The organism is Streptomyces sp. NPDC093018, from assembly GCF_040684035.1.
GTDB classification, from domain to species: domain Bacteria; phylum Actinomycetota; class Actinomycetes; order Streptomycetales; family Streptomycetaceae; genus Streptomyces; species Streptomyces murinus.
The window spans coordinates 14,571-40,404 of the sequence record NZ_JBFBFF010000028.1; the positions used below are offsets into that span (position 1 = coordinate 14,571).

The 25,834-nt window shown below is 71.5% G+C and carries 19 protein-coding genes and 1 tRNA gene; 3 read left to right on the forward strand and 17 right to left on the reverse strand.

All coding sequences use genetic code 11. The features are described from left to right. Positions 1-105: 105 nt before the first annotated feature. Positions 106-1,038, forward strand: a complete 933-nt coding sequence (locus tag AB0N90_RS36290; RefSeq protein WP_365203587.1) for a ScbA/BarX family gamma-butyrolactone biosynthesis protein — start codon at positions 106-108, stop codon at positions 1,036-1,038. Positions 1,039-1,121: 83 nt separating this feature from the next. Here the strand turns inward: AB0N90_RS36290 and AB0N90_RS36295 are convergent. The 11 genes from AB0N90_RS36295 to bldG all read right to left on the reverse strand — a co-directional run bounded on the left by AB0N90_RS36295 (position 1,122) and on the right by bldG (position 18,172). Further along, positions 1,122-1,195: transfer RNA gene (locus tag AB0N90_RS36295), tRNA-Thr, on the reverse strand. 301 nt (positions 1,196-1,496) lie between these two features. Continuing rightward, the gene (locus AB0N90_RS36300; protein WP_365203588.1) at positions 1,497-3,122 is read right to left on the reverse strand and encodes an alpha/beta hydrolase; all 1,626 of its coding nucleotides are present in this window, start codon (positions 3,120-3,122) and stop codon (positions 1,497-1,499) included. A gap of 100 nt (positions 3,123-3,222) precedes the next feature. Next, on the reverse strand, positions 3,223-4,428 hold the full coding sequence (locus AB0N90_RS36305; protein WP_361683745.1) for a DNA polymerase III subunit delta': 1,206 nt from the start codon (positions 4,426-4,428) through the stop codon (positions 3,223-3,225). A gap of 146 nt (positions 4,429-4,574) precedes the next feature. Continuing rightward, positions 4,575-7,838 (reverse strand): dTMP kinase, encoded by a 3,264-nt coding sequence (gene tmk / locus AB0N90_RS36310; protein WP_365203590.1) that lies wholly within the window; start codon positions 7,836-7,838, stop codon positions 4,575-4,577. Positions 7,839-7,976: 138 nt separating this feature from the next. After that, positions 7,977-10,811 carry a type I DNA topoisomerase gene (topA, locus tag AB0N90_RS36315; RefSeq protein ID WP_365203591.1) on the reverse strand — a complete coding sequence of 945 codons (2,835 nt, stop codon included), beginning with the start codon at positions 10,809-10,811 and terminating at the stop codon, positions 7,977-7,979. Between the two features lie 268 nt (positions 10,812-11,079). Continuing rightward, the gene (locus AB0N90_RS36320; RefSeq protein WP_361683740.1) at positions 11,080-11,277 is read right to left on the reverse strand and encodes a hypothetical protein; all 198 of its coding nucleotides are present in this window, start codon (positions 11,275-11,277) and stop codon (positions 11,080-11,082) included. Between the two features lie 761 nt (positions 11,278-12,038). After that, positions 12,039-13,559 (reverse strand): class I SAM-dependent methyltransferase, encoded by a 1,521-nt coding sequence (locus AB0N90_RS36325; RefSeq protein WP_365203593.1) that lies wholly within the window; start codon positions 13,557-13,559, stop codon positions 12,039-12,041. A gap of 68 nt (positions 13,560-13,627) precedes the next feature. Next, positions 13,628-14,263: a small secreted protein gene (locus AB0N90_RS36330; protein WP_365203596.1), complete on the reverse strand. Its 636-nt coding sequence runs from the start codon at positions 14,261-14,263 to the stop codon at positions 13,628-13,630. Between the two features lie 192 nt (positions 14,264-14,455). Then, positions 14,456-16,864 (reverse strand): sodium-translocating pyrophosphatase, encoded by a 2,409-nt coding sequence (locus AB0N90_RS36335; protein WP_365203598.1) that lies wholly within the window; start codon positions 16,862-16,864, stop codon positions 14,456-14,458. Positions 16,865-17,185: 321 nt separating this feature from the next. Next, positions 17,186-17,623 (reverse strand): ATP-binding protein, encoded by a 438-nt coding sequence (locus AB0N90_RS36340; RefSeq protein WP_182776316.1) that lies wholly within the window; start codon positions 17,621-17,623, stop codon positions 17,186-17,188. A gap of 207 nt (positions 17,624-17,830) precedes the next feature. Then, entirely contained in the window at positions 17,831-18,172 is a 342-nt protein-coding gene (gene bldG, locus AB0N90_RS36345) for an anti-sigma factor antagonist BldG (protein ID WP_010986038.1), read from the reverse strand. A gap of 81 nt (positions 18,173-18,253) precedes the next feature. On the opposite strand from bldG, the gene AB0N90_RS36350 reads away from it, so the two are divergent. Then, positions 18,254-20,791, forward strand: a complete 2,538-nt coding sequence (locus AB0N90_RS36350; RefSeq protein ID WP_365203600.1) for a DEAD/DEAH box helicase — start codon at positions 18,254-18,256, stop codon at positions 20,789-20,791. A 273-nt stretch (positions 20,792-21,064) separates the two neighbouring features. Here AB0N90_RS36350 and AB0N90_RS36355 read toward each other — a convergent pair whose 3' ends face one another. The 3 genes from AB0N90_RS36355 to AB0N90_RS36365 are packed head-to-tail and all read right to left on the reverse strand — an operon-like array spanning position 21,065 to position 22,033. Beyond that, positions 21,065-21,589: an Rv3654c family TadE-like protein gene (locus tag AB0N90_RS36355; RefSeq protein ID WP_365203602.1), complete on the reverse strand. Its 525-nt coding sequence runs from the start codon at positions 21,587-21,589 to the stop codon at positions 21,065-21,067. Next, complete coding sequence (locus AB0N90_RS36360; protein ID WP_365203605.1) at positions 21,586-21,960, reverse strand: TadE family type IV pilus minor pilin; 375 nt, start codon at positions 21,958-21,960, stop codon at positions 21,586-21,588. The genes AB0N90_RS36355 and AB0N90_RS36360 overlap by 4 nt, the downstream gene beginning before the upstream one ends. Continuing rightward, positions 21,947-22,033, reverse strand: a complete 87-nt coding sequence (locus tag AB0N90_RS36365) for a DUF4244 domain-containing protein (RefSeq protein WP_365203638.1) — start codon at positions 22,031-22,033, stop codon at positions 21,947-21,949. Before AB0N90_RS36365 ends, AB0N90_RS36360 begins: the two co-directional genes overlap by 14 nt. 379 nt (positions 22,034-22,412) lie before the next feature. On the opposite strand from AB0N90_RS36365, the gene AB0N90_RS36370 reads away from it, so the two are divergent. Further along, positions 22,413-22,664, forward strand: a complete 252-nt coding sequence (locus tag AB0N90_RS36370; protein ID WP_365203607.1) for a hypothetical protein — start codon at positions 22,413-22,415, stop codon at positions 22,662-22,664. A 75-nt stretch (positions 22,665-22,739) separates the two neighbouring features. On the opposite strand, the gene AB0N90_RS36375 is transcribed toward AB0N90_RS36370, so the two are convergent. Genes AB0N90_RS36375 through AB0N90_RS36385 form a run of 3 tightly spaced genes read right to left on the reverse strand, consistent with a single transcriptional unit; the run spans position 22,740 to position 25,819 of the window. After that, positions 22,740-24,002, reverse strand: coding sequence for an MFS transporter (locus tag AB0N90_RS36375; RefSeq protein WP_365203609.1), 1,263 nt, complete (start codon positions 24,000-24,002; stop codon positions 22,740-22,742). Between the two features lie 20 nt (positions 24,003-24,022). Then, positions 24,023-24,415, reverse strand: coding sequence for a GNAT family N-acetyltransferase (locus AB0N90_RS36380; protein ID WP_365203611.1), 393 nt, complete (start codon positions 24,413-24,415; stop codon positions 24,023-24,025). A 3-nt stretch (positions 24,416-24,418) separates the two neighbouring features. Further along, the gene (locus tag AB0N90_RS36385; protein WP_365203612.1) at positions 24,419-25,819 is read right to left on the reverse strand and encodes a PqqD family peptide modification chaperone; all 1,401 of its coding nucleotides are present in this window, start codon (positions 25,817-25,819) and stop codon (positions 24,419-24,421) included. Positions 25,820-25,834 lie beyond the last annotated feature (15 nt).

Below are 25,834 nucleotides of genomic sequence, written 5' to 3' on the forward strand. Positions count from 1 at the left end.
CTCGACAAATAAATATAGTCATCATTATGTTGGTCGCAGAACCCCTTGCACCACTGCCTTTGGCACATGCCGCCGCCTGACTCGCGCCGTTCCAGGGGGAACATCATGAACGTGACAACTGGCTCGATCACGACCCTCAAGGGCGTCCAGCACGTCTCTGCGACCCTCACCCGCAAAACCGTACCCGGCCAGGTGTTCTTGTCGGGATGGCGCAGCCACGATGACGGGATCTCACACACCGTCATCGCCCACTGGCCCACGCGCCACCCCCTCTACGCGCCGCACGCGGAGCGCTACAACCCCCTGCTCTTCTCCGAGACGATCAGACAGTCCCTCGCCCTGTTGTCCCACGTCGCCCACGAGGTCCCCCTGGACTTCCGCCTGGGGTGGGAGTCCTACGACAGTTCCATCGTCCCGGCGGCGCTGAGCGCCCGGACGCCGCCGGCCGACGTACACCTGACGATCACTCACACCAAGGTGACCCGCCGCCGACTCGGCTCCACCCACCTCGCCGCCCAGATCACCGCCATGCGCGACGAGCAGCCTCTCGGCATCGCCCGGGTCCGCTACATCGCCCATCCCCCGGCGATCTACAGCAGGCTCCGCGGAGAGTACGCGGACGCACAGGCCGCCACCGCACGTGCCCTGCCCCTGGGCCCCGCTCTCGACGAAGCCGTCCGCGGCGGCGAGACCTCGCTGGAGAACGCCGTCCTGAGCCCGCTCGGGGAGCCGTACCGCTGGCAGCTGCGGGTGGACCCCGCCAACCGCTCCTTCTTCGACCACGCCCACGACCACATACCGGGGCTGCTCCTCCTGGAGGCCGCCGCCCAGGCGGTCCGCGCCATGTCCGGCACCGCCCGGATCGCCCTCATGGAGTTCGACGCCAGCTTCGTCCGCTACGTCGAACTGGACGCCCCCTGCTGGATCGAGGCCACCCCCCTGCGCCGCAACAGGGCCGGCATGGTCAGCACGGACGTCACCGGGGAGCAGAACGGCAGACAGGTCTTCTCCATACATGTCACCGCCGAACCCACCTGAAGCCGAGGCGGATGACACCCCAGAGCCGCCTGCGAAATGAACAAAGGCCCAGGTCAGATGCAATCTGACCTGGGCCTCACCTGAGCCGCTTTCGGGATTCGAACCCGAGACCTACGCATTACGAGTGCGTTGCTCTGGCCATCTGAGCTAAAGCGGCATGTTGCGTGCACCTAGGGTGCGGTCGGCAACGTCGGTAAGTCTACACAGTCTCCGGGGGTGCTTCGTACCGGCCCCGGGCCGAGGAGATCCGGGGCCGGACGGGGGCTGGGGCCTCCCTTTCGGATCTTGTCGGGGGCACGGGGTCTGGCGCGCACTCCCCCACTGCTTCAAGGGCGTGGGGGGACTCCCCCCCAGCGCGCGGACTCACTCCTCCGCCTTGCAGCTGCACGCACCAGACCCCGCTCGGGTCAGCCGAGAGGGGCCGTTGTCCGCGGTCGGCCTGATCCGAAAGAGAGGCCCTAGGAGCAGCGTTTGCCCGGGGAGGGCGGGGTGCCGTGGAGGAGGTAGGTGTCGATGGCGGAGTCGATGCAGGTGCTGCCGCGCAGGAAGGCGGTGTGGCCGTCGCCTGCGTAGGTCAGGAGGTGGCCGGAGGAGAGCTGGTGGGCCAGGGACTGGGCCCAGCGGTAGGGGGTGGCCGGGTCCCGGGTGGTGCCGACGACCACGATCGGCGCCGCGCCCTTCGCCGTGATGCGGTGCGGCTCGCCCGTGGCCCGCACCGGCCAGTACGCGCAGTTCAGCGACTGCCAGGCCAGGCCCTCGCCGAAGACCGGTGACGCCTTCTCGAACGCGGACTGCGCCTGCCGCAGCTGGTCGACGCCGGTGAAGGCGGGCGGCAGGTCCAGGCAGTTCACGGCGTTGTTGGCCATCATCAGATTGCTGTAGTGGCCGCTGGCGTCCCGCTCGTAGTAGCTGTCGGAGAGGGCGAGCAGCGCCGCGCCGTCGCCCTTCATCGCCGAGGTCAGCGCCGCGCGCAGCTGGCTCCAGGCGCCCTCGTCGTACATCGCCGCGATCACGCCGGTGGTGGCCAGCGCCTCGCCCAGCTTGCGGCCGTCGCGGTCGCCCGTCGCCACCGGATGGCCGTCCAGCTTGCGGAAGAAGGCCCTGAGGTGGTCGGCGGCCTGCGTCGGCGTCGTACCCCTGCCCCCGAGCGGGCAGTCGGTGCGGCGCAGGCAGTCCTGGGTGAACGCCTGGAACGCCGTCTCGAAGCCCTGGGCCTGCTCCAGGTTCACCGTGCGGGAGTCCAGCGAGGGGTCCAGCGCGCCGTCCAGGACCACCCGGCCCACCCGGCTCGGGAAGAGGCCGGCGTAGGTCGCCCCGAGGAAGGTGCCGTACGACGCCCCGACATAGTTCAGCTTCGCGTCGCCCAGCGCCGCGCGCAGGATGTCCGTGTCCCGGGCCACCTCGACCGTGGAGACATGCCGCAGCAGCCGCGCCGAGTGCTCCCCGCAGGCCTGCGCGAACTTCTCGTCCGCCGCGACCGCCGCGTTCTGCTCCGCCCGGTCGTCGGGGGTCACGTCGGTCTGCGTGTACGCGTCCATCCGGCGGTCGTCGAGGCACTCGACGGGCTCGCTGCGGGCGACGCCGCGCGGGTCCATCGCCACCATGTCGTAGCGGGCGCGGACCTCGGCGGGGTAGCCCAGACCGGCGTACTGCTGGAGGTAGCCCACCGCCGAGCCGCCGGGGCCGCCCGGGTTGACCACCAGGGAGCCGAGCGGCTTGCCCTTGCCGGTGGCGGCCTTGCGGGTCACCGCGAGCCGTACGTCGCCCGCGCCCGGCCGGTCGTAGTCCAGCGGCGCCTTCAGCGTGGCGCACTGGAAGCCGGAAGCGCCGCAGTCGCGCCAGGTCAGCCGCTGTGTGTAGTACGGCGCCAGCGCGGCCGGAATCGCGCGCGGCAGCGGGGCCAGGACGGGGGCGTTCGCCGCGTCGGTCCGTGCCGACGCGGCCGCGGACGGCTTGATCGAGCTGCTGCCAGGAGAGCACGCGGACACGAGGAGCGCCGCGGTCATCAGGGCGACGGCCGTGAACCGGGCGCGGGCCGCGGGGCGTCCGTCGCGCGGCCGGGAGGGGGAGGACCTGGTCTGCATCAGGCGAGCGTAACGCTGGGCGACGCGGCGGACGCGGGGAGTTGGGATTGTCGCCCCGTACGGGGGACGGGGCGGGGCAGGGGGATCGGGAGGGGCATCGTCAGCCCGCCCGCAGCGCCATCGTCATCGCCTCCACCGCAAGGAGCGGGGCCACATTGCGGTCCAGGGCGTCGCGGCACGCGGCGATCGCCTCGATGCGGCGCAGGGTGGACTCCGGGGAGCCGGCGCGGGCCAGCCGGTCCAGGGCGTCCTGCGCGTCGGTGTTGGCGATCGCCACCCGGGAGCCGAGCTGGAGGGCGAGGACATCGCGGTAGAAGGTGGTGAGGTCGCCGAGGGCGACGTCCAGGCTGTCGCGCTGGGTACGGGTCCGGCGGCGCTTCTGCATGTCCTCCAGGTCCTTCATCACGCCCGCCGTGCCGCGCGGCAGCCGGCCGCCCTGGGCGGCGCCGAGCGCCGCCTTCATCTCCTCGGACTCCTTGCCGTCCATCTCCTCGGCGAGCTGCTTGGCGTCCTCGGCGGCCGCGTCGACCAGTTCCTGGGCGGCCCGCAGGCAGGCGCCGACCTCGTCCAGGCGCAGCGGGAGCTTCAGGACGGCGGCGCGGCGCTCGCGGGCGGCCGGGTCGGTGGCCAGGCGCCGGGCGCGGTCCACATGCCCCTGGGTGGCGCGGGCGGCGTCGGCGGCGGCCTGGGGGTCCACGCCGTCGCGTCGTACGAGCATGTCGGCGACCGCGTCCACGGACGGGGTGCGCAGGTTCAGATGGCGGCAGCGGGAGCGGATGGTCGGCAGGACGTCCTCGATGGAGGGGGCGCACAGCAGCCAGACCGTGCGGGGGGCGGGCTCCTCGACGGCCTTGAGCACGGCGTTCGCCGACTTCTCGTTCAGCCGCTCGGCGTCCTCGACCAGGATGATCTGCCAGCGGCCGTTCGCCGGCGCGGTGAACGACTTGCGGACCGTGTCCCGCATGTCCTTCACCAGGATCTCGGCGCCGACCGCGGCGACCGCGGTGACGTCCGCGTGGGTGCCGAGCAGCGCGGTGTGGCAGCCGTCGCAGAAGCCGCAGCCGGGGGCGCCGCCGAGGGCCCGGTCGGGGCTCACGCACTGGAGGGCCGCGGCGAAGGCCCGCGCCGCCTGGTCGCGGCCCGCGCCGGGCGGCCCGGTGAACAGCCATGCGTGCGTCATCCGGGACGTCTCCGGCAGCGGCTCGTCCGCCGCCGCGGCGGTGACCAGGGCGTCGGCGTCCCGGGCGGCGGCGCCCAGCACCGCGCTCACCTTCTCCTGCCCGACGAGGTCGTCCCACACGCTCATGGGTCACGCCGCCCTTCCGTCACACTCCGCGTTCCGACCTCCATTGTGCGGGTGGGGTCTGACAACCGGGACCACGCCGGGAACGCCGGACGGCGCCCGTCTCCTGCCGCAGCAGGACGCGAGCGCCGTCTCGAAGGGGTACGGGTTCAGCCCCGGCGGCCCCTGCGGGGCTCGTCCTCGTCGTCGTACGACCCCAGCAACTCGTCCGCCAGCGACGGCAGGTCGTCCAGCGGGGTCTCCTCGGCCCAGTCGGGGCGCGGGCGGCGCCGGGCGGTGCCCCCGGTGCCGGGCTGGGGCATCTCGCGGGTGCGGTCCTCGGAGCCGTCGGGGCCCGCGGTCCGCTCGTCGCGGAAGAAGCCGCGCGGCATCCGGTCGGCCGGGGCGTCGTCGCGCACGGGCGGCAGTACGGCCGTCTCGTCCACGCCCACCTGCGGCAGTACGGCGGTCTCCTCGGCGGCGCTCGCGGGCACCTGCGGCAGCACCGCCGTCTCGTCCGCGGCGCCCGGCACGGCCGGCGGCTGGGGCAGCTCGGCGGTCGTCTCGGCCTCGGAGGGCGCGGGACGGGCGTCCCGGCCTGAGGGCCGCTCGTCCTCGTCCGGCGAGACGACCGGCGTGGGCACCGTCTCCTCCGTGCCGGGGCCGGGCGACACCATCGGAGTGGCGACCGTGGCCGCGTCCGAGGTCACGCCGGGGGCCTTCGGCTGGGGGCTGCCAGGCCTGCGGGCCGCCACATCGGCGGCCGCCGCGGCCTCGGCGGCCTGGCGGCGGGCCTCCTCGGCACGGAGCAGGGCGCTCTCCGCCTTGCGCTGCGCCTCCAGGCGCCGGGCCGCCTCCTCGGCACGCTCCTTGGCCTGCCGGGCCTCCTCCTCGGCGCGGATCCGGGCCTGCCGGGCCTCCTCCTCCGCGCGCAGCCGGGCCTCTTCCTCGGCCTGCTTGCGACGGCGCTCCTCCTCGGCCTTGCGACGCGCTTCCTCCTCGGCGCGGGCCTTCTCCTCGGCGAGCAGCCGCTGCCGCTCCTCCTCGGCGCGCCGGGCCGCCTCGGCCGCCCGCTGCCGGGCCTCCTCGGCCTGCCGCTCGGCCTCGCGGCGCTGCGCCTCCTCCAGCTCGCGGCGCTTGCGCTCCTCCTCCTCGGCACGCAGCCGGGCCAGCTCCTCCTGGCGCTCACGCTCCAGGCGCTCCTCCTCGGCCTTGCGCGCGGCCTCTTCCTCGGCCTTGCGGCGGGCCTCCTCCTCGGCCTTCCTACGCGCCTCCTCCCGGGCCTCGATCTCGGCCTGGGACAGCGGCAGCACGATGTCGAGGCGGTGCCGGATCACGGTGGTGACGGCCTCGGGCTCCTGCCCGGCGTCGACCACCAGATAGCGGCCGGGGTCGGAGGCGGCCAGGGTGAGGAAACCGGAGCGCACGCGCGCGTGGAACTCCGCGGGCTCCGACTCCAGCCGGTCCGGGGCCTCGGTGAACCGCTCGCGGGCGGCCTCCGGGGCGACGTCCAGCAGCACGGTCAGGTGCGGCACCAGGCCGTCGGTCGCCCAGCGGTTGATGCGGGCGATCTCGGTCGGGGACAGATCGCGGCCGGCGCCCTGGTAGGCGACGGAGGAGTCGATGTAGCGGTCGGAGATCACCACCGCGCCGCGCTCCAGGGCGGGGCGTACGACGGTGTCGACGTGTTCGGCGCGGTCGGCGGCGTACAGCAGCGCCTCCGCGCGGTGGGACAGGCCGGCCGAGGAGACGTCCAGCAGGATCGAGCGCAGCCGCTTGCCCACCGGGGTGGCCCCCGGCTCGCGGGTGAGCACGACCTCGTGGCCCTTGCCGCGGATCCACTCGGCGAGGGCCTCGGCCTGGGTGGACTTGCCGGCGCCGTCGCCGCCCTCCAGGGCGATGAAGAAGCCGTTCACGGCCTGCGCCTCGACCGGGTCGTCGCCGCCGAGCAGCGCGTCCTTGAGGTCCTGGCGCAGCGGGATGCCGGAGCGGTCGTCGACCTTGGCGAGCACCAGCGCGGCCACCGGCAGCAGCAGCGCGCCGATCAGCATCAGCGTGAACGAGGCGCCGCCGTGTGCGAACACGAAGCGGCCGTTCTCCAGCCGGTGCCGGCCGATCAGCCCGGCGATCACCGGGGCGATCACCGCACCCAGCGCTATGAAGACGCGGACGACGGCCTGGAGGTGCTCGGTGACCCGCGCCCGGCGGTAGTCCTCGGTCTCCTGGTCGAGCAGGGCGTGCCCGGTGTTGGCGGCGACGCCCGCGCCCAGGCCCGCCAGGGTGACGATCAGCAGCACCGTGGTGACGTCCGGGACCAGCCCGGCGGCCAGCAGCGCGATGCCGGTGAAGGCGATCGCCAGGGCCAGCAGCCGGCGGCGGGACAGCGAGGGCAGCACCGCGGGGGCCGTACGGATGCCGGCCGCGACGCCACCGGTGAGGCCGAGCACCAGCAGGCCGAACAGGACCGGGCCGCCGCCCAGGTCGGTCGCGTGCAGCACGCACACGGAGACGGCGGCGGCGATGGCCCCGGCCACGGCGGCGCAGGCGAGGACGAGCAGCGGGATCGCGCCCGTGCGCCCCTTGTCGACACCGGCGCCGGTGCGCGGGCGGCGCAGGCCCTCCAGCGGGGACCGGGGGCGCGGGGTGCGCGTGCCGGGCAGCTCCAGGAAGGTCAGCAGGGAGAGGGAGGCGGCGAACAGGCCCGCCGCCACATACGACGCGAGGGCCGCGTGGTGCTGGTCGAACCAGGGCAGGCCGGTGCCCAGCAGGTTGTTGAGCAGGGCGGCGACGACCAGGGCTGCGGCGGCCAGCGGTACGGCGAGGAAGGCGGTGCGCAGCGCGAGGCGGCGCAGGGCGTCCATGTGGTCCGGCAGCGGCCTGACGGTCGCGCCCTCCGGCGGCGGGGCGGGCAGCAGGGCCGGGGCCGCGCCCTCGCGGCACACCGTCCACAGCCGCTCGGCGACGCCGGTGACGAAGGCGGTGACCAGCAGCACGGCGGGTGCGTCCGCCGGGGTCCAGTCGATCCACAGGGGGGCCACGATCAGCAGCGCGGCGCGCAGGCCGTCGGCGCCGACCATGGTCCAGCGGCGGTCGAGCGGGCCCTCCTGGGCGGTGAGGGTCGTCAGCGGTCCGAGCAGGACCGCGCCGAAGAGCAGTGCGGCGAGGCCGCGGGCCGCGAAGACCGTCGCGACCGCGAACGCCACGCCTCGGTAGCCGCCGCCGAACGATCCCTGGGTGATCGCCGCCTGGAGGACGAGGACGACCAGGACGAGGAGGGCGAGGGTGTCGCCGACACCGCTCACCAGCTGTGCGCTCCACAGGCGCCGCACTTGCGGTCGGCGCAACAGGGAACGCACGGCGCGTTCGCGGGAGTCCGCGACCAGGGCGTCGTCCGGTGCTGGAGTGTGGGCCGTTGGCTGCTCGGCTCGCGTCATGCGTTCAGCCTATCCGCAGCCACCGACACCACACCCCGCACTCCTGGCATGTGCACGCCCCGACACCAAAGTGATGCCGGGGCGTGTGCGGGGCGAAACGAGACGCCTGGGGTCTCGGCCCGGTGAGCCGAGTCGGGCTCAGTCCTGCGAACCGGAAGCCGTCGACTTGGTCGCCGTCGCCTTCTTGGCGGTCGTCTTCTTCGCCGTCGTCTTCTTCGCGGCGCTCGCCGTCGTCTTCTTGGCCGCCGTCTTCTTGGCGGCGGTCTTCTTCGCCGGGGCGGTCTTCTTGGCCGGCGCCTTCTTGGCGGTCTTCTTGGCCGGGGCCTTCGCGCGCTTCTCGGCAAGAAGTTCGAAGCCGCGCTCCGGGGTGATCTCCTCGACGCTGTCGCCGGAGCGCAGGGTCGCGTTGGTCTCGCCGTCGGTGACGTACGGCCCGAAGCGGCCGTCCTTGACCACGACCGGCTTCTTGGAGACCGGGTCCTCGCCCAGCTCCTTCAGCGGCGGCTTGGCGGCGGCCCGCCCGCGCTGCTTCGGCTGGGCGTAGATCGCCAGGGCCTCTTCCAGCGTGATGGTGAAGAGCTGGTCCTCGGACTGGAGCGAGCGCGAGTCCGTGCCCTTCTTCAGATACGGCCCGTAGCGGCCGTTCTGGGCGGTGATCTCCTGGCCCTCGGTGTCCGCGCCGACGACACGCGGCAGGGACATCAGCTTCAGCGCGTCGTCCAGCGTCACCGTGTCCAGCGTCATGGACTTGAAGAGGGAGGCGGTGCGCGGCTTGACCGCGTTCTTGCCGGTCTTCGGGGTGCCCTCGGGAAGGATCTCGGTGACGTACGGGCCGTAGCGGCCCTTCTTGGCGACGATCTGGTGGCCGCTGACCGGGTCGGTGCCCAGCTCGACATCGCCGCTGGGCTCGGCCAGCAGCTTCTCGGCCAGCTCGACGGTCAGCTCGTCCGGCGCCAGGTCGTCGGGGATGTCGGCGCGCTGGTGCTGCTCGGTGTCCTTCTCGCCGCGCTCGATGTACGGCCCGTAGCGGCCGACCCGCAGCACGATGCCGTTGTCCACCGGGAACGAGGACACCTCGCGGGCGTCGATCGCGCCCAGGTCGGTGACGAGTTCCTTGAGGCCGCCGAGGTGGTCCCCGTCGCCGTTGCCCGCGTCGGCGGCGGCGCCGCTGATGGTGCCCTCGCCGAAGTAGAAGCGCTTCAGCCACGGCACGGCCTGGGCCTCGCCGCGGGCGATGCGGTCGAGGTCGTCCTCCATCTTGGCGGTGAAGTCGTAGTCGACCAGCCGGCCGAAGTGCTTCTCCAGAAGGTTTACGACGGCGAAGGACAGGAAGGACGGCACGAGCGCCGTGCCCTTCTTGAAGACATAGCCGCGGTCGAGGATCGTGCCGATGATCGACGCATAGGTCGACGGGCGGCCGATCTCGCGCTCTTCCAGCTCCTTGACCAGGGAGGCCTCGGTGTAGCGGGCCGGGGGCTTGGTGGCGTGGCCGTCGACCGTGATCTCCTCGGCGGACAGCGCGTCGCCCTCGGCGACCTGCGGCAGCCGGCGCTCGCGGTCGTCCAGCTCGGCGTTCGGGTCGTCGGCGCCCTCGACGTACGCCTTGAGGAAGCCGTGGAAGGTGATCGTCTTGCCGGAGGCGCTGAACTCCACGTCCCGGCCGTCGGCGGCGGTGCCGCCGATCTTCACGGTCACGCTGTTGCCGGTCGCGTCCTTCATCTGGGAGGCGACGGTCCGCTTCCAGATCAGCTCGTACAGCTTGAACTGGTCGCCGGTCAGACCGGTCTCCGCGGGGGTGCGGAAACGATCACCCGAGGGACGGATCGCCTCGTGCGCCTCCTGCGCGTTCTTCACCTTCACCGCGTACGTACGCGGCTGCGGGGGCAGGTAGTCGGCGCCGTACAGCTGCGTGACCTGGGCGCGGGCGGCCGCGATGGCGGTCTCGCTCAGCGTCGTGGAGTCCGTACGCATGTACGTGATGTAGCCGTTCTCGTACAGCTTCTGGGCGATCTGCATGGTCGCCTTGGCGCCGTAGCCGAGCTTGCGGCTGGCCTCCTGCTGGAGCGTCGTCGTACGGAACGGCGCGTACGGCGAGCGGCGGTACGGCTTCGACTCCACCGAGCGCACGGCGAAGCGGGTGTTCTCCAGGGCGGCGGCCAGCGCGCGGGCGGTGGCCTCGTCCAGGTGGAGGGTGTTCGCGGTCTTCAGCTGCCCCACGGAGTCGAAGTCGCGGCCCTGCGCGACACGCCGTCCGTCGACGGACTGCAGGCGCGCGACCAGCGACGACGGGTCGGAGGAGTCGCCCGCGCGGCCGGTGCCGAAGGTGCCGGTGAGGTCCCAGTACTCGGCGGAGCGGAAGGCGATGCGCTCGCGTTCCCGCTCGACCACGAGCCGGGTGGCGACGGACTGGACACGGCCGGCCGACAGCCGGGGCATGACCTTCTTCCACAGGACCGGCGAGACCTCGTAGCCGTAGAGGCGGTCGAGGATGCGGCGGGTCTCCTGGGCGTCGACCAGCTTCTGGTTGAGCTGGCGCGGGTTGGCGACGGCCTCGCGGATCGCGTCCTTGGTGATCTCGTGGAAGACCATCCGCTTGACGGGGATCTTCGGCTTGAGGACCTCCTGGAGGTGCCAGGCGATGGCCTCGCCCTCGCGGTCCTCATCGGTGGCCAGGAAGAGTTCGTCGGACTCCTTCAGCAGGTCCTTGAGCTTCTTGACCTGTGCCTTCTTGTCCGCGTTGACCACGTAGACCGGCTGGAAGTCATGCTCGACGTCCACGCCGAGGCGGCGCACCTCGCCGGTGTACTTCTCGGGCACCTCGGCGGCGCCGTTGGGGAGGTCACGGATGTGCCCGACGCTCGCTTCGACTACGTAGCCGGGGCCGAGGTAGCCCTTGATCGTCTTCGCCTTGGCAGGCGACTCGACGATGACGAGTCGGCGGCCGCCCTGTGCGGTCTCGCTGGTCGGGGACAACTTCGCTCTTCTCTCCGGTCGACGCTGTGGCCTCCCCAGGCCTTGGTCCCGGGGTCGCGGCGTACTGCTGGCACGTGTGGCGCTGCGGAGTGTGACGGTACATCCCGCCCCCGTGTCAAACGGGAAAAGCCCACAACGGCCACTCGAACGGTAACCCGACTACCGGCATTCCTGCCGCCCGGAGTGCCGGGTACCCCGTCCGGGTCTGTCCGGAGCGTGACGCTCCTCTTACTCTCGGGGCACACCGGGAAGCGGGTGCCCGCCGACGTCAGAGGCGCGTGAGGCAGTAGCCGCCGAGGGCCAGCGCGAGGGTTCCGGCCACGCTCGCGAGGGTGGCCGATGCGACCCGGTTCACATCGAGGGCCACCGCCTCACCGCGCCGCAGCCGCACCCCGGTCCACACCAGCAGAGCCCCTCCGAACAGGACAAACACCACTCCCACGAAAGCCGCCGGCCCCCGCTCCATCCCCGACCCACCCCTTCCGACTCCACCCAGCGCGTGGACCCTGACACGCGGGGGCGACGACCGGGCGACATCGGGGTGAACAGGGGGTCGCCGGAACGACGCCCAAGGGGGCGGCGAAGCCCGAGTACGGCTCCCCCGCCCCGGGCCAGATATTTTTCCGGCCGTTTTGCAATCGACGGGGCGGCCGGGAGTGCCAGGGGCATGGTCCGGGGGTGGGGGTGGGGTGAAGGTGTCGTGTCGCGGGCGGGGCCTCGGGTGACGGCGATCCGCGTCCGCGGGCGACCGAGCCGAGGATGCGCACGGAGGCGCGACCGAGCCGGAGTGCGCGCCCCGCGTACGGCGGCGTCCTGCCGACGACGAGGCCGAGCCTTGGGGCGTCGGCCGGGCCGAGGGCGGGCGCGTGCCGGGGACGACGGTCCGCGCCCGTCCACCCAGATTCCGCGCCCACGCCCCGAGGAGTACGGCGGTGAGCCCCCGGCCCGTGTCGCCACCCCGGTGACCCTGCGCCGGGCCGCCCACCGTTCGGTCCTGGACGGGGTGCCGGAGACGGTGCTGGAGGCGGTGCTGGAGCCGGGGCAGACCGAGCGCCATCCGGGCGGCTCCCCGCAGGCGGACGCTGACGACGGCCCTCGCGGGCACCGGACGGCGCGGGCACCCGCGCGTCCGAACCCGCCGCCGATCACCAACCGCGCCGGCCCCACCGGGACACCCCCGGGCGCCCGGCCGACACGGTCCCCGGCGGCCCGCGCGGAGCCGCCCTCTCAGACCACCGGCTCCAGGAACCCCTGTTCCACCAGGAGGCGGATCTGGGCCGGGGTCTGGTCGCGGAGGCGCACGGAGTCCTCGCCCATCAGCTGGGCGATGGCGTCCAGGATGCGGCCGGCGCTCAGGGTGCCGTCGCAGACGCCCGCGAAGCCCGCGCCGACCGTGTCCACCTTGGTGGCGCGCCGCATGCCGCGGTGCTGGCGGAGCACGACGTGCTCGGGGTCCTCCGCGCCGGGCAGCCCGACCTGTTCCTGCACCACCTCGCCGACCAGCCTGAAGTGATGGGCGAGCAGCGCCGCGTCGTCGTGCTCGCGGAGGTAGTCGAGGCGTTCGAAGTGCGCCCGGACGGTGTCCCCGAGGGGCTGCTCGACCGGGTGCGGCCACTCCTCCACCGTGAGGGACGGCTCGGCCGCGTCCGTCCTGCGCAGGGTGATCCAGCCGAAGCCGATCGCCTTGACCTTGCGCGCCTCGAACTCGTCGAGCCAGGCGTCGTACCGCGCCTGGTACTCCGCCGGATCCCCGCGGTGGTCCCCGGCGTCCCGCAGCCACAACTCGGCGTACTGCGTGACGTCCTGCACCTCGCGCTGCACGATCCAGGCGTCGCACCCGCGCGGCACCCACGACCTGAGCCGGTCCTGCCAGTCCTCCCCCGCCACGTGCTGCCAGTTGGCGAGGAACTGCGCGAACCCGCCCTCGGTCAGGCGTTCTCCCGCCTGCTGGACGAGCGAGCGGCACAGGTCGTCCCCGCCCATGCCGCCGTCGCGGTAGGTGAGCCGGGCGCCGGGCGAGATCACGAACGGCGGGTTGGAGACGATCAAGTCGAACTTCTCGTCGTCACGCACCGGTTCGAACAGCGAGCCCTCGCGCAGCTCGGCGGCGGGCGCGCCGGAGAGCGCCAGCGTGAGCGCCGTGATGTGCAGCGCGCGGGGGTTGAGGTCGGTCGCCGTCACGCGCGTGGCGTGCCGGGAGGCGTGCAGCGCCTGGATGCCCGAGCCGGTGCCGAGATCCAGGGCGGCGGCGACCGGCGTGCGCACGGTGATCCCGGCGAGCGTGGTGGACGCGCCCCCGACCCCCAGCACGACGCCCTCGGCCCGCTGCCCGATACCGCCCGCGCCGCCGACCGCGCAGCCCAGGTCGGACACGATGAACCAGTCCTCGCCGCCGGGACCGCCGTACGGCCGTACATCCACCGTGGCGGCCACCTCGTCGCCGCCCACCCGCACCAGCCACCCGGTCTCGACCGCCTCCTCGACGGGGAGCACGGCGGCCACCCGCGCGCGGGGCACGGGCTGCTGCAGCAGGAAGAGCCGTACGAGGGTCTCCAGCGGCGTGTCGCCACGGGTCGCCCGCAGCGCGGGCACGGTCTCGCTGCGGGCCAGCGCCGTGTACGCGGGCGCGCCGAGCAGTTCGAGCAGCCCGTCGGCGGTGAAGGAGGCGGCCAGCAGCGCGTCCCGCAGCCGCGCGGCGGCCTCGGGACGGTCGGCGACGGGCAGGGGGGCGGGTCCGGAGTCAGTCACGGTCCCATTGTGTCCCGCGCGGACCGAGGGGGCGGCGCACACAACCGCCCCCACCCCCCAGTCGTGGATCAGCCCGCCGTGGCGGCCACGGAGGGCGAGGACGACGCCGAGGAGGCGACCTTCTTGCAGCTGGGCTGCTGGGCGATGGCGTCCTGCACCTCGCCCTGCTGGAGGGCCTTCAGCGACTCGGTGCCGCTCTGGTGCTTCTTCTCCAGCTCGGTCATCTGCGTGGCGACGTCGTGCAGCCCGGAGGCGAACTTCGCCTGGTCCTTGGTGTCCAGGTCGTCGACCTGCTTCTTCAGATCGGCGTAGGAGGTCGAGAGGCTGTTGAAGCTCTTGACGACATCGCCGAGCCGCTTGGCACCGCCGGAGACCCCGGGAGGCGCGCCGGCCTCGTTGACCGCGGTCGCGATCGCCTTGTAGCCGTCGGCCATGTCCTGGAAGGCCTTGGAGTCGGTCTTCTGGAGCGTCTCGGGCTTGGCCGTGTCGGCGGCCGTCGTGGAGATCGCCGCGTTCGCCGCCTTGATCTTCGCGTCCTGCGCGGGCACGGCGTCGCACACCGACTTGGCCCAGGAGACGAGCTTGGGGTCGGGCCCCTTGGGGGCGCTGTTGCTGCTGCATCCCGACAGCGCAGCCACCGCCAGTACCGCACCGCCGGACAGTGCGGCCGCGAGCTTCTTGTTCACCGGATTGGTCCCTTCCATGGCTCTCGGGCCCCGGACCCTACACGGCGGACGCACGCCCTCCGCACACCGATCGCTCCCTAAGTACCTTTTATTACTTTTTGCGCGAGAGAAGGCTCACGACGGGGCCGTACCCGCGCACACGAACGGGCGGGCGGCGCGTCCTTCGCACGCGCCGCCCGCCCGCCCTTTGCGCAGGCCGTCTGCCGAAACCTACGAAACCACCGCCGCGTCGGCCGAGTTGGCGACCCGTTCGGTGCTCTCCTCCTCGTCGCCGACGGCGATGCCGCGCCGCTTGGAGATGTACACGGCCGTGCCGATCACCAGCAGCGCGAGGACCGCGACCCCGATCCGTACGCCGAGGTTCTTGTCATGGCCGTAGGAGAACTTGATCACCGCGGGCGCGATGAGCAGCGAGACCAGGTTCATGACCTTCAGCAGCGGGTTGATCGCCGGCCCCGCGGTGTCCTTGAAGGGGTCGCCGACCGTGTCGCCGATCACCGTGGCGGCGTGGGCCTCGCTGCCCTTGCCGCCGTGGTGGCCGTCCTCCACCAGCTTCTTGGCGTTGTCCCAGGCGCCGCCGGAATTGGCGAGGAACACCGCCATCAGCGTGCCCGCGCCGATCGCGCCGGCGAGGTAGGAGCCGAGCGAGCCGACGCCGAGCGTGAACCCGACGAAGATCGGCGCCATCACCGCGAGCAAGCCGGGCGTGGCCAGCTCCCGCAGGGCGTCCTTGGTGCAGATGTCGACGACCTTGCCGTACTCGGGCGTCTCCGTGTAGTCCATGATCCCGGGCTTCTCACGGAACTGCCGGCGCACCTCGAACACCACCGCGCCCGCCGACCGCGACACGGCGTTGATGGCCAGCCCGGAGAAGAGGAAGACGACCGCGGCGCCCGCGATGAGGCCGACCAGGTTGTTGGGCTGCGAGATGTCCAGGGACAGGCTCAGCGGCGCGCCGGGCCCGCTGAGCTTCTCCCCGACGTCCTGCACATTGGTGGTGATCGCGTCGCGGTACGACCCGAAGAGCGCCGACGCCGCGAGCACCGCGGTGGCGATCGCGATGCCCTTGGTGATCGCCTTGGTGGTGTTGCCGACCGCGTCCAGGTTGGTGAGCACCTGCGCACCCGCGCCCTCGACGTCGCCGGACATCTCGGCGATGCCCTGGGCGTTGTCGGAGACCGGCCCGAAGGTGTCCATGGCGACGATCACACCGACCGTGGTCAGCAGGCCGGTGCCGGCCAGCGCGACCGCGAACAGCGCGAGCATGATCGACGTACCGCCGAGCAGGAACGCGCCGTACACACTGAGCGCGATGAGCAGCGCGGTGTAGACGGCGGACTCCAGGCCGAGCGAGATGCCGGACAGGACGACGGTGGCCGGTCCGGTCAGGGAGGTCTTGCCGATGTCGCGGACCGGGCGCCGGTTGGTCTCGGTGAAGTAGCCGGTCAGCTGCTGGATGACGGCCGCGAGCAGGATGCCGATGGCCACCGCGACCAGGGCGAGGACCCGGGGATCGCCGTCCTTGGCCTTGATCGCCGCGTCCGTCACTCCGCTGAGGCCGGCGTAGCTCGACGGCAGATAGACGAAGACGGCGACGGCGACCAGCGCGAGGGAGATCACCGCGGAGATGAAGAAGCCACGGTTGATCGCGGTCATGCCGCTGCGGTCGGTGCGCCGGGGGACGACCGCGAAGATGCCGATCATCGCGGTGATCACACCGATGGCCGGCACCAGCAGCGGGAAGGCGAGCCCGGAGTCGCCGAAGGCGACCTTGCCGAGGATCAGCGCGGCCACCAGGGTGACGGCGTACGACTCGAAGAGGTCGGCCGCCATGCCCGCGCAGTCGCCGACGTTGTCGCCCACGTTGTCGGCGATCGTGGCGGCGTTGCGCGGGTCGTCCTCCGGGATGCCCTGCTCGACCTTGCCGACCAGGTCGGCGCCGACGTCGGCGGCCTTGGTGAAGATGCCGCCGCCGACCCGCATGAACATGGCGATCAGGGCGGCGCCGAGGCCGAAGCCCTCCAGGACCTTCGGCGCGTCGGCGGCATAGACGAGCACCACACAGGAGGCGCCCAGCAGGCCGAGGCCCACCGTGAACATGCCGACGACACCGCCCGTGCGAAATGCGATCTTCATCGCGGTGTGCGAGACGGTGGTGAGATCTTTTTCGGGTTCGCCCTCGCCCGGGGTGGCTTCCCGGGCCGCGGCGGCGACCCGCACATTGCTTCGTACCGCGAGCCACATGCCGATATAACCGGTGGCGGCCGAGAACACCGCGCCGATCAGGAAGAACACCGATCGCCCGGCACGCTGATTCCAGTCGTCCGCGGGCAGCAGCAGAAGCAGGAAGAAGACGACGACGGCGAATACGCCGAGCGTGCGCAACTGCCGGGCGAGATACGCCTTGGCGCCTTCCTGTACCGCTTCGGCGATCTTCTTCATGCTGTCGGTGCCCTCGCCCGCGGCGAGCACCTGGCGCACCAGGATCCCCGCGACCACCAGCGCGGCGAGGGCTACCGCCGCGATGACGGCCACGATGACCCTGTTGCCGTTGGTGAGCACCGCGGCCGCGAGGTATGTGGGGTGGTCCAACTCAGAGGGGTAAGAAAGCCCCGCCATTCGTCCTCCTTGACGCTTGGGCTGAGCTCAAGATGTGGACGGATTGTAGGTACCCCTGAGTGATGTCAAAAGAGCACGGTAAACAGAATTGGCCTGCACGCTCCGGTCGGCGAACCCGAAAGAGGTAATGCCTCAAAAGCATTGACGGACACCGTCGGTCCCATTGAACCTTGATCGAATGATACGGCTATTGATCGTGAATTACTTCACGAATTCCGGAGAGCGCCCGAGAGGCAGTCGGAAATGATCTGCCCAAAATACGATCAGGGCCCTGCCGGAGCAGGGCCCTGATCGTACGTTTCGGGTCTTCGGGCGGCGCTGTCAGCCGACGGTGACCGCGGGCGGGGCGGCGGGCCAGGTCATGCGGATCAGTCCGCCGTTCTCCCCGGTGGTGACCTCGACGTCGTCCACGAGGCCGCTGATGACCGCGAGGCCCATCTCGTCCTCCTCGGCCTCCACGTCCGCGTCCGCCGCGGCGCCCCCGGACACCCGCTCGGCCGGAACCGTGTGCGGGGCTTCGTCGCCGACCTCGATGGAGAACTGCTTCTCCTCCTCGATCAGCGCCACCTTCACCGGCGCGTCGATGCCGCCGACCTGGTGGAGCCCCACGGCACGGGAGCACGCCTCGCCCACGGCGAGCCGCACCTCGTCCAGCACGGCCTCGTCCACCCCGGCCCTGCGTGCCACCGCGGCCGCCACCAGCCGGGCGGTCCTGACGTGCTCGGGCAGCGCGCTGAAGCGGAGTTCGACGGTGGCCATGCATCCCCCTCACGACTACGGGACTGCGGTCGGGCGGGCTCGCCGGGCCCGCCCCTCATGAACTTCGTTACCCGGATCCGCCCGGGCACACCCGACACGGCCCCCCATGGGGTGCGAGACGGGGTACGACGGCCGGAAACAGGCACGAGTGACCCACCGGCGACCCCACCGCGGGCAGGGGCCGGCGGCAGGGTCGGTCGGACAGGGTCAGTCGGTGGCCGCCACCGCTTCCTCGACCGAGGTGTGGATCGGGAACACCTTGGTGAGGCCGGTGATACGGAAGATCTTGAGAATGCGCTCCTGGTTGCAGACCAGGCGCAGCGAGCCCTCATGGGCACGCACTCGCTTCAGGCCGCCGACCAGCACGCCGAGTCCGGTGGAGTCGAGGAAGTCCACGCCCTCCATGTCGACGACAAGATGGAAATTGCCGTCGTTCACCAGCTCGACCAGCTGCTCGCGCAGCTTTGGCGCGGTGTATACATCGATTTCGCCACCGACCTCGACGACCGTACGATCGCCGACGGTACGGGTCGACAGGGACAGGTCCACGGATCCTCCAGCACCTTGCTATCGAGCGGTCGCCCCTCGGGCACCTCGGCTTACGGCCCTCGGGACGCAACGCCAGCCGCGATGGCATTCAATCACTTACCGGCCTGCGTGCACGACGCCTTGGCTCCATTGTCCGTCACGCCAGTGACACACTCGGTGCCGATGGCCAAGAATCACCGATCCGATCGACCCGTGCCGGACCCGGCGTCCCGCCCGTCCCCGGGCGCTGTCCTGGGCAGACTCGCCTCCGGTCCGAGCCGGGCTGCGCGCATCACTCATACGGAGCACTTGCCCCCGCGCACCGGCCGCCATGCCATCTGGCCTGACCGGATTCGGTCCGAGGTGATCGCGGCCGTCCAGGAACACGGCATCGAGCATCCCTGGGCGCACCAGGCGCTGGCCGCCGAGCACGCCCTGGACGGCGATTCGGTGGTCGTCGCCACCGGCACCGCCTCCGGCAAGTCCCTCGCCTATCTCGTCCCCGTGCTGTCCACCCTTCTGGAGGGTTCCCGGGCGCCGAACGGCCGAGGGGCCACCGCGCTGTACCTCTCCCCCACCAAGGCGCTCGCGGCGGACCAGTGCCGGTCGGTGAAGGAACTTTCACAACCGCTGGGCACCGCGGTCCGCCCGGCCGTGTACGACGGCGACACCCCGTACGAGGAACGCGAGTGGGTACGCCAGTACGCCAACTACGTCCTCACCAACCCCGACATGCTGCACCGCGGGATATTGCCCTCCCATCCGCGCTGGTCCGCCTTCCTGAAGTCGCTGCAGTACGTCGTCATCGACGAGTGCCACACCTACCGGGGCGTCTTCGGCTCGCATGTCGCCCAGGTGCTGCGCCGGCTGCGCCGCGTCTGCGCCCGCTACGGCTCCTCCCCGGTCTTCCTGCTGGCCTCCGCGACCGCCGCCGAGCCCGCCGTCGCCGCCCGGCGGCTGACCGGCCTGCCGGTGGTGGAGGTCGCCGACGACGCCTCCCCGCGCGGCGAGCTGGTCTTCGCCCTGTGGGAGCCCCCGCTCACCGAGCTGCACGGCGAGAAGGGCGCGCCCGTACGGCGCACCGCCACCGCCGAGACCGCCGATCTGCTGACCGATCTGACCGTGCAGGGCGTGCGCTCGGTCGCCTTCGTACGCTCCCGGCGCGGCGCCGAGCTGATCTCGGTGATCGCCCAGGAGAAACTGGCCGAGGTCGACCGCTCCCTGGTCCGGCGCGTCGCGGCCTATCGCGGCGGCTACCTCCCCGAGGAGCGCCGCGCCCTGGAACGCGATCTGCACTCCGGGCAGCTGCTCGGGCTCGCCGCCACCACGGCCCTGGAGCTGGGCGTGGACGTCTCCGGCCTGGACGCGGTGGTGATCTGCGGCTACCCGGGCACCAGGGCCTCCCTGTGGCAGCAGGCGGGCCGTGCGGGCCGCTCCGGGCAGGGTGCCCTCGCGGTCCTCGTCGCCCGGGACGATCCGCTGGACACCTTCCTCGTCCACCACCCGGAGGCCCTGTTCGACCGGCCGGTGGAGTCGACCGTCCTCGACCCCGACAACCCCTACGTGCTCGCCCCGCACCTGTGCGCCGCCGCCGCGGAACTCCCGCTGACCGAGGCGGACCTCGAACTGTTCGGTCCCGGCTGCGCGGACGTGCTGCCGCAGCTGGAGGCCGCGAAGCTGCTGCGCCGGCGGACCCGGGCCTGGCACTGGACCCGCCGGGAGCGGGCCGCCGACCTCACCGACATCCGCGGCGGGGGCGGGCGGCCGGTGCAGATCGTGGAGGAGGGCACGGGGCGCCTGCTCGGCACGGTCGACGAGGCCGCCGCGCACGCCACCGTCCACGAGGGCGCGGTCCACCTCCACCAGGGCCGCACCTATCTGGTGCGCTCCCTCGACCTCGCCGACTCGGTCGCCCTGGTCGAACAGGCCGACCCGCCGTACTCGACTATCGCCCGCGACACCACCACCATCTCCGTCCTGGAGACCGACACCGAGATCCCCTGGGGCGCGGGCCGCCTCTGCTACGGCTCCGTCGAGGTCACCAACCAGGTGGTCTCCTTCCTGCGCCGACGCCTGATCACCGGCGAGGTGCTGGGCGAGACCAAGCTCGACCTGCCTCCTCGTACGCTGCGCACCCGCGCGGTGTGGTGGACGGTCACCGAGGACCAGCTGGACGAGGCCCGGATCACCCCGGAGATCCTCGGCGGCTCCCTGCACGCCGCCGAGCACGCCTCCATCGGCATGCTGCCGCTCTTCGCGACCTGCGACCGCTGGGACATCGGCGGCGTCTCCGTCCCGCTGCATCCCGACACCCTCCTTCCGACGGTCTTCGTGTACGACGGCCACCCCGGCGGCGCGGGCTTCGCCGAGCGCGCCTTCCACACCGCCCGCGCCTGGCTCACCGCGACCCGCGAGGCCATCGCCTCCTGCGAGTGCGACGCCGGCTGCCCCTCCTGCATCCAGTCCCCCAAGTGCGGCAACGGCAACGACCCCCTCCACAAACGCGGCGCGGTCCGCCTCCTGACAACCCTGCTGCGCGAAGCCCCGCAACCACCGGAGGAGGGCCCCGGGGCGGACGAAGACGCGGATGCCCTGCCGGAGGAAACGACCTCGGCCCCGGACCGTGGACCGGCGGTCTGACCGACGGGGAGCGGAGGCGGGCGAGGGGTGGGGACGGGCGAGGAGCGAGGGGTGGCCCCCCGGCGGCTGTTGCGGGGCCTGCCGGTCCTCGGCTCGGCGGATCCCCCGGCCACCGGGGCCCTGGGCCTGCCCTCGGCGAGCAGGCATGCACCCGGCACCCGCGGCACCCGCGTCACCGGCCCCCGGAGCGGCGTGTGGCGACGGGCCGGGTGCCTGTACAAGGCGAGCCGTGGAGCGCTCCGCCCGGCGCCCACGCCACCGTCACCGTCACCGTCACCGGCTCCCCAGATCGGCATACGACGTGCCAGGTATCGGCGCCGCGGGAGGCGGCGGGGCGAAAGTGAGGGCCGGTAGGGAGGCCGGGCCCGCTCTGGAGGGGATCTCGGCCGTGAAGGGGCCGCTGCCCGAGGCCGCTGTCACGTCCGCGATCTCGCCCTCCACCGCACAGCGCACCAACCGAACCTCCTGGGCCGACGCCACGCGGCGGGCCAGGGCGCAGGCCGCCTCGCCGCCCTGCGCCCAGTGGTCCGCGGCCGCGAGCGCCGCCAGGTCCGCGCCGCCCGCCGCCCGGTGCCGGACGGTGACGGCGTGCCCGAGCGCCAGCACCGCGCCGAACACCACACAGAGCACCGCGATCGCCCCGAGACTCCAGACCGTGGCGGAACCCCGGTCGGAGCCGCACCGGCCCGCCGTCCGGCGAGCCGGAACCCGAGACGGAGTCCTGCCACGAGCACGAGCCGGCGCCCGGACCGAGCCGCTGACCCGCCACCGCGCGGCCCGCACACCCTGCCGCCTCACGGCCCCGCACCCTTCTCGCCGACCGTCTCCTCCGCCAACGCCACCGCCTCCTCACGGAGTTCGAACGGCAGGCCGCTGAGCACCGGCGGTCTCGCCACCACCGTGACCCGGACCTGGTCGCCCTCTCGTCCGACCGCCACCCGGGCCCCGCTCGGCGCCGCCTGACGGGTCACCGACAGCACCGTGGCGGGCGGGTCCTGGCGGGCGGCGGCCCGGGCGCCCACGCGGGCCGCGTCCACGCACCGGATCTGCGCCGCCGCCATGAGCAACGCCCACACCAGCGCCATCGTGAATGCCACCAGCACGCACAGCGCCATGGCCGCCTCCGCCGTCACGAAGCCCCCGTCCGAGCCCCGTTCACATCCGCGCACTGAGGGCCTTCTTCACGATGGACTGAAGCTCGGCCCGGACCTCGCCGCTGGTGACGACCTCGTAGAGCAGCAAGGCGAAGCCGACGGCCGTGTTCGTTATCTAGTGCTGTCAAGCGAAAGTGCAGGTACATCAGCCAGTAGCTGTTCTGGCAAGTAAGGCAAGTTCCTCGGCGACCGTCTCCTCCAGACGGGGTGCAGGCGGTAACCCTGGTCTGCGATACACGTTGGGTGTGTCGTGCCACAGACTGCGTCCAGCTCCAGCGCTGTCCTGGTCAGCGAGCCTCCGCGGCTGCCTTTCCTCTTGACTCACAGTCAAGGTGAGGCGGCGCATGCGTTGTTGAGCTACGTGGTCTCGCTGAACCTGCCCGGCCCTGACGCGCAGCTCGTGGCGGCGGTGGTGGGGCTGGATTCCCGGTCACCTGGCGGACGACGCCGACCCTGAGCACGCCAAGGTGATCAAGCTCTTCGCGACCTGGCACGTCCTGTCTGGGCTGCAGACCCGAGCCGATCGGAGCCACATCACACCCAGCATCTGCCGCTTTGCCAGTGAACAGATCAAGTACGCGACCGCCTTCTTGCAATGGCTCGACGGGCGGAACACCACCCTCGCGTCATGCGGCCAGGTCGACATTGACGCCTGGTTCGCCGAGAACACCGAGCACGCCCGCACCCGTGGTGTCCGACGTCGGGGGCGGCGCCGATGAACAGGCGGCCTGCATGCGCCCCGGGGCTGACCGAACAGGTCTGACAGGAGCGGGGGCGTTTGTACGGTGTCGGCTTCAGCGGGTGGGTCGCCCCGTGGTGGGTGTCTCGCCGAGCGCGGGTTCCGATTCCTGCGAGGTGACCATCGCCACCAGGGCGGGTCGTTGCCCGGCACGGCGAACGGCGGTAGGTACAAGTGCTCCGGTTAGAAGGAAGCCGAGGCCGGCCACCAGCCAGCCCGCCGCACCGAGTCCCGTCATCAGCAGTGTCACCGCCCCCGGGCCGACCAGCTTGGCGGCCGTCCCTCCCATCGAGAATGTCGCCTGGTACTGGCCTTGCATCTGCTCCGGAGCGAGATCGAAGGAGAGCGTCCAGGAAGCGGAGGACTGGAGGATCTCACCCGCCACGTGGAGCAGTGCCCCGATGCACAAGCAGGCGGTGGCGAACGCGGCGGCTCCTCTCGATGACAGGGCGATCAGGCCGCAGGCCGCGGCTAGGAAGGCGGAGCTCGCGAGAGCTGCCGACCCGGCCCGCGCCACGGTGTGGATCAGCTTGGAGATCCGCGCCTGAAAGATGATCACGAGCGCCGAATTGGTGATCACCAGGCCTGAGATGAGCCACAGTGGAGCGGTGGTGTAGCGCGCAATCCACAGCGGCAGGCCGATCTCCAGGATCGCGAAGTGGATCTGGAGGATCCCGTCCAGGGCGCTCACCCCCAGATACAGCGGATCGCGCAGCGAGACGAGCCCGGGTCCGCGCCCCCCGGTGGTTTTGGCGGGGACTCTCCGAGCTGCCATGGTCGGGGTTCGCAGAACGCAGCAGGCAGCGATGAGGAAAGAAGCGCCGTTCCCGACCACGACGAGCACCAGCCACCCCTTGTCCGGGGCTGCCATGACGGCCCCACCGAGGACCGCGCCCACGGCCGTGCCCATGTTGGCGGTGGTGCGCAGGCGGGCGCGCACGGCGACCCGGCGGTCTGGTGCGACCGCCAGCGCGATGAACCCGCCACGTGCCCCCCGGCTGCCGGCTGCTGCGGCTCCGGAGAGCATCACCAGTAGGACGAACGGGAGGACACTGTGCGCGCCCAGCATGGTCAGGGCGAAGATGCCTTCGGCCGTGTAGTAGGTGGTGAGGGTCTTGCGCGGGGTGAATCGATCGGCCGCGTACCCCAGAGGAGTCGCACAGAGCAGTGCGGCCACGGCGGAGGCGGTGAATCCTAGGCCGATCCATCGCGGAGAGAGCCCGACGACGCGCAGGAAGTAGACGGAACCACCGGTGAAGAAGAGTCCGTTGCCGACCGAGTCGGCGAGCATCGCCCGGCGCAGCCACTTCTCGACCATGGTGACGACCTGCCTCCGGACTATTCGGCGAGTGAGAGCTTCATAATCAGATTGTCGCCGGTGCGAAAACCCATGGACGCGTAATAACCCTCCAGGGACGGGTGAGCCACCAGTTGGATCGATCGCATCCCGAGCCGCTGGCCGGACTCGATGGCCGTTCGGACGACCAGCTTGCCCAGCCCGCCCCGGTGGGCCGAGGGGTGCACCATCACATCGACCAGGAACCCGTACAGTGTGTCGCCGACCACCCTGCCATGCGCCAGCAGGCCACTCGTTCCAACTCGGTGGGTGACGCTCACCATTGACATTCCGAGGGCTGTCGCGCAGGCTTCGCGATCGAGCTCCCGCCAGCCCACTGCGCGTCTCAGGGACAGGTATTCATCGACGGAGGGAATGTCCAGTTCGGTTGTCATCAGTCAGGGCTTCCGGGTTAGCTGGAGGAGCGGAAGCGCCATGCCGTCGGATTCCGGGCTCATGAACTTCGGCAGGTGGCAACCGCCTTTGCAGGCGTCAATCACCGCACAGCCGGCACAGGTCGAGCGAGGCGCTACCGCTTCGGTGACGGCCTTCGTCATCCGCGCCCAGCCTTGGCTGAGGCCGTCCTCAGTTTCGCCGAAGTACACGTTGGAGTGTGGGCAGTTCCGTAGCTTGCCATCGAACGACACGGACCCCCAGATGATGCCGGACTCACAGTGGCCGGACAGCTGGCTGAAGCGCAGCGCGAGGGTCGGGTCCTCGGCGCTCAACGGGAGGTCGTCGTCGGAGGTGCAGAGCTTCTGGCCGCACGGCCAGGACACCGTCAAGTCGGGGCATTCGGTCCTGACGAGCTCATCGATCTCGCGCATCAGCGGTAGGTTCACCGTGACCGGAACGCCGAACTTGTCGTCATCCTTGCCGGTGGGCACGTAGCGCATGACACCCACGTTGCGTACACCGATGGAGTGGACGTCCTTCATCACGCCGAGGACGCCGGACACGTTCTCCTTCACGAGGGTCATCTCGGCCACCACGTCAATGCCAGCGTGGAGTAACAGGCGCATGGCGTTCGTGGCCCGGTCGTACGCCAGCTTGTGTCCAGCAAGACTGTTCTGGGTCTCCCGGTCGCCGTGGAGTGACACCAGTGCGCACCGCACGTTGGACCGGGCCAGGCGCTCCGCCACCGCTTCATCGATGAAGTGGCCGTTGGTGAAAAGCACTTGGTACAGACCCAGGCGGCCGCCGTACTCAAAGATCTCCAGCGCGTCGGGGTGCAGCAGGGTCTCCCCACCGGAGTACCTGACGATGTAGCAGCCCTTGGCCGCGCACTCATCGAGGATCTGCTTGACCCGGTCGAACGGTAGGTGCTTGGTGGGCAGTTCGCGGATCTTCCGCCGGACGTCTCGGTCGCTCAGGTTCGGGTCGATTTTCCACACGTTATAACAGAAGCCGCAGTTCCAGTTGCACAGCGAGGTTAGTTCGATCTCCATGCGCAGCGGGAAATCCAGGACCATCCCCCGGCCCTTGTCTATGCCACCGGTGTGGATCCGGGTGTCGGTGGACTCCAGCCGGTCCAGTGCAAGGGCGCCGAAGAACTCGACGGCGTCCGAGCGGACGATCGACTCCGCAACGCTGTAACGCTTCGACAGGATGTCAACGATCTCCTCGACCGCACTGCCCGTGGCGGCGAGATGGAATATCTCCTGGGCGGTCCTGTTCCCGAGCAGGTGGTACTGCCCGGTCCGCGAATTGAAAAGGAGGTTCAGGTCCTCCCGGTAGCGGTACCTGGATGCGATTTCCGCCGCGTCGGGCACGGGTGTTTCACTGAAGCTTCCATCCACTTTTCCGGCTCCTTC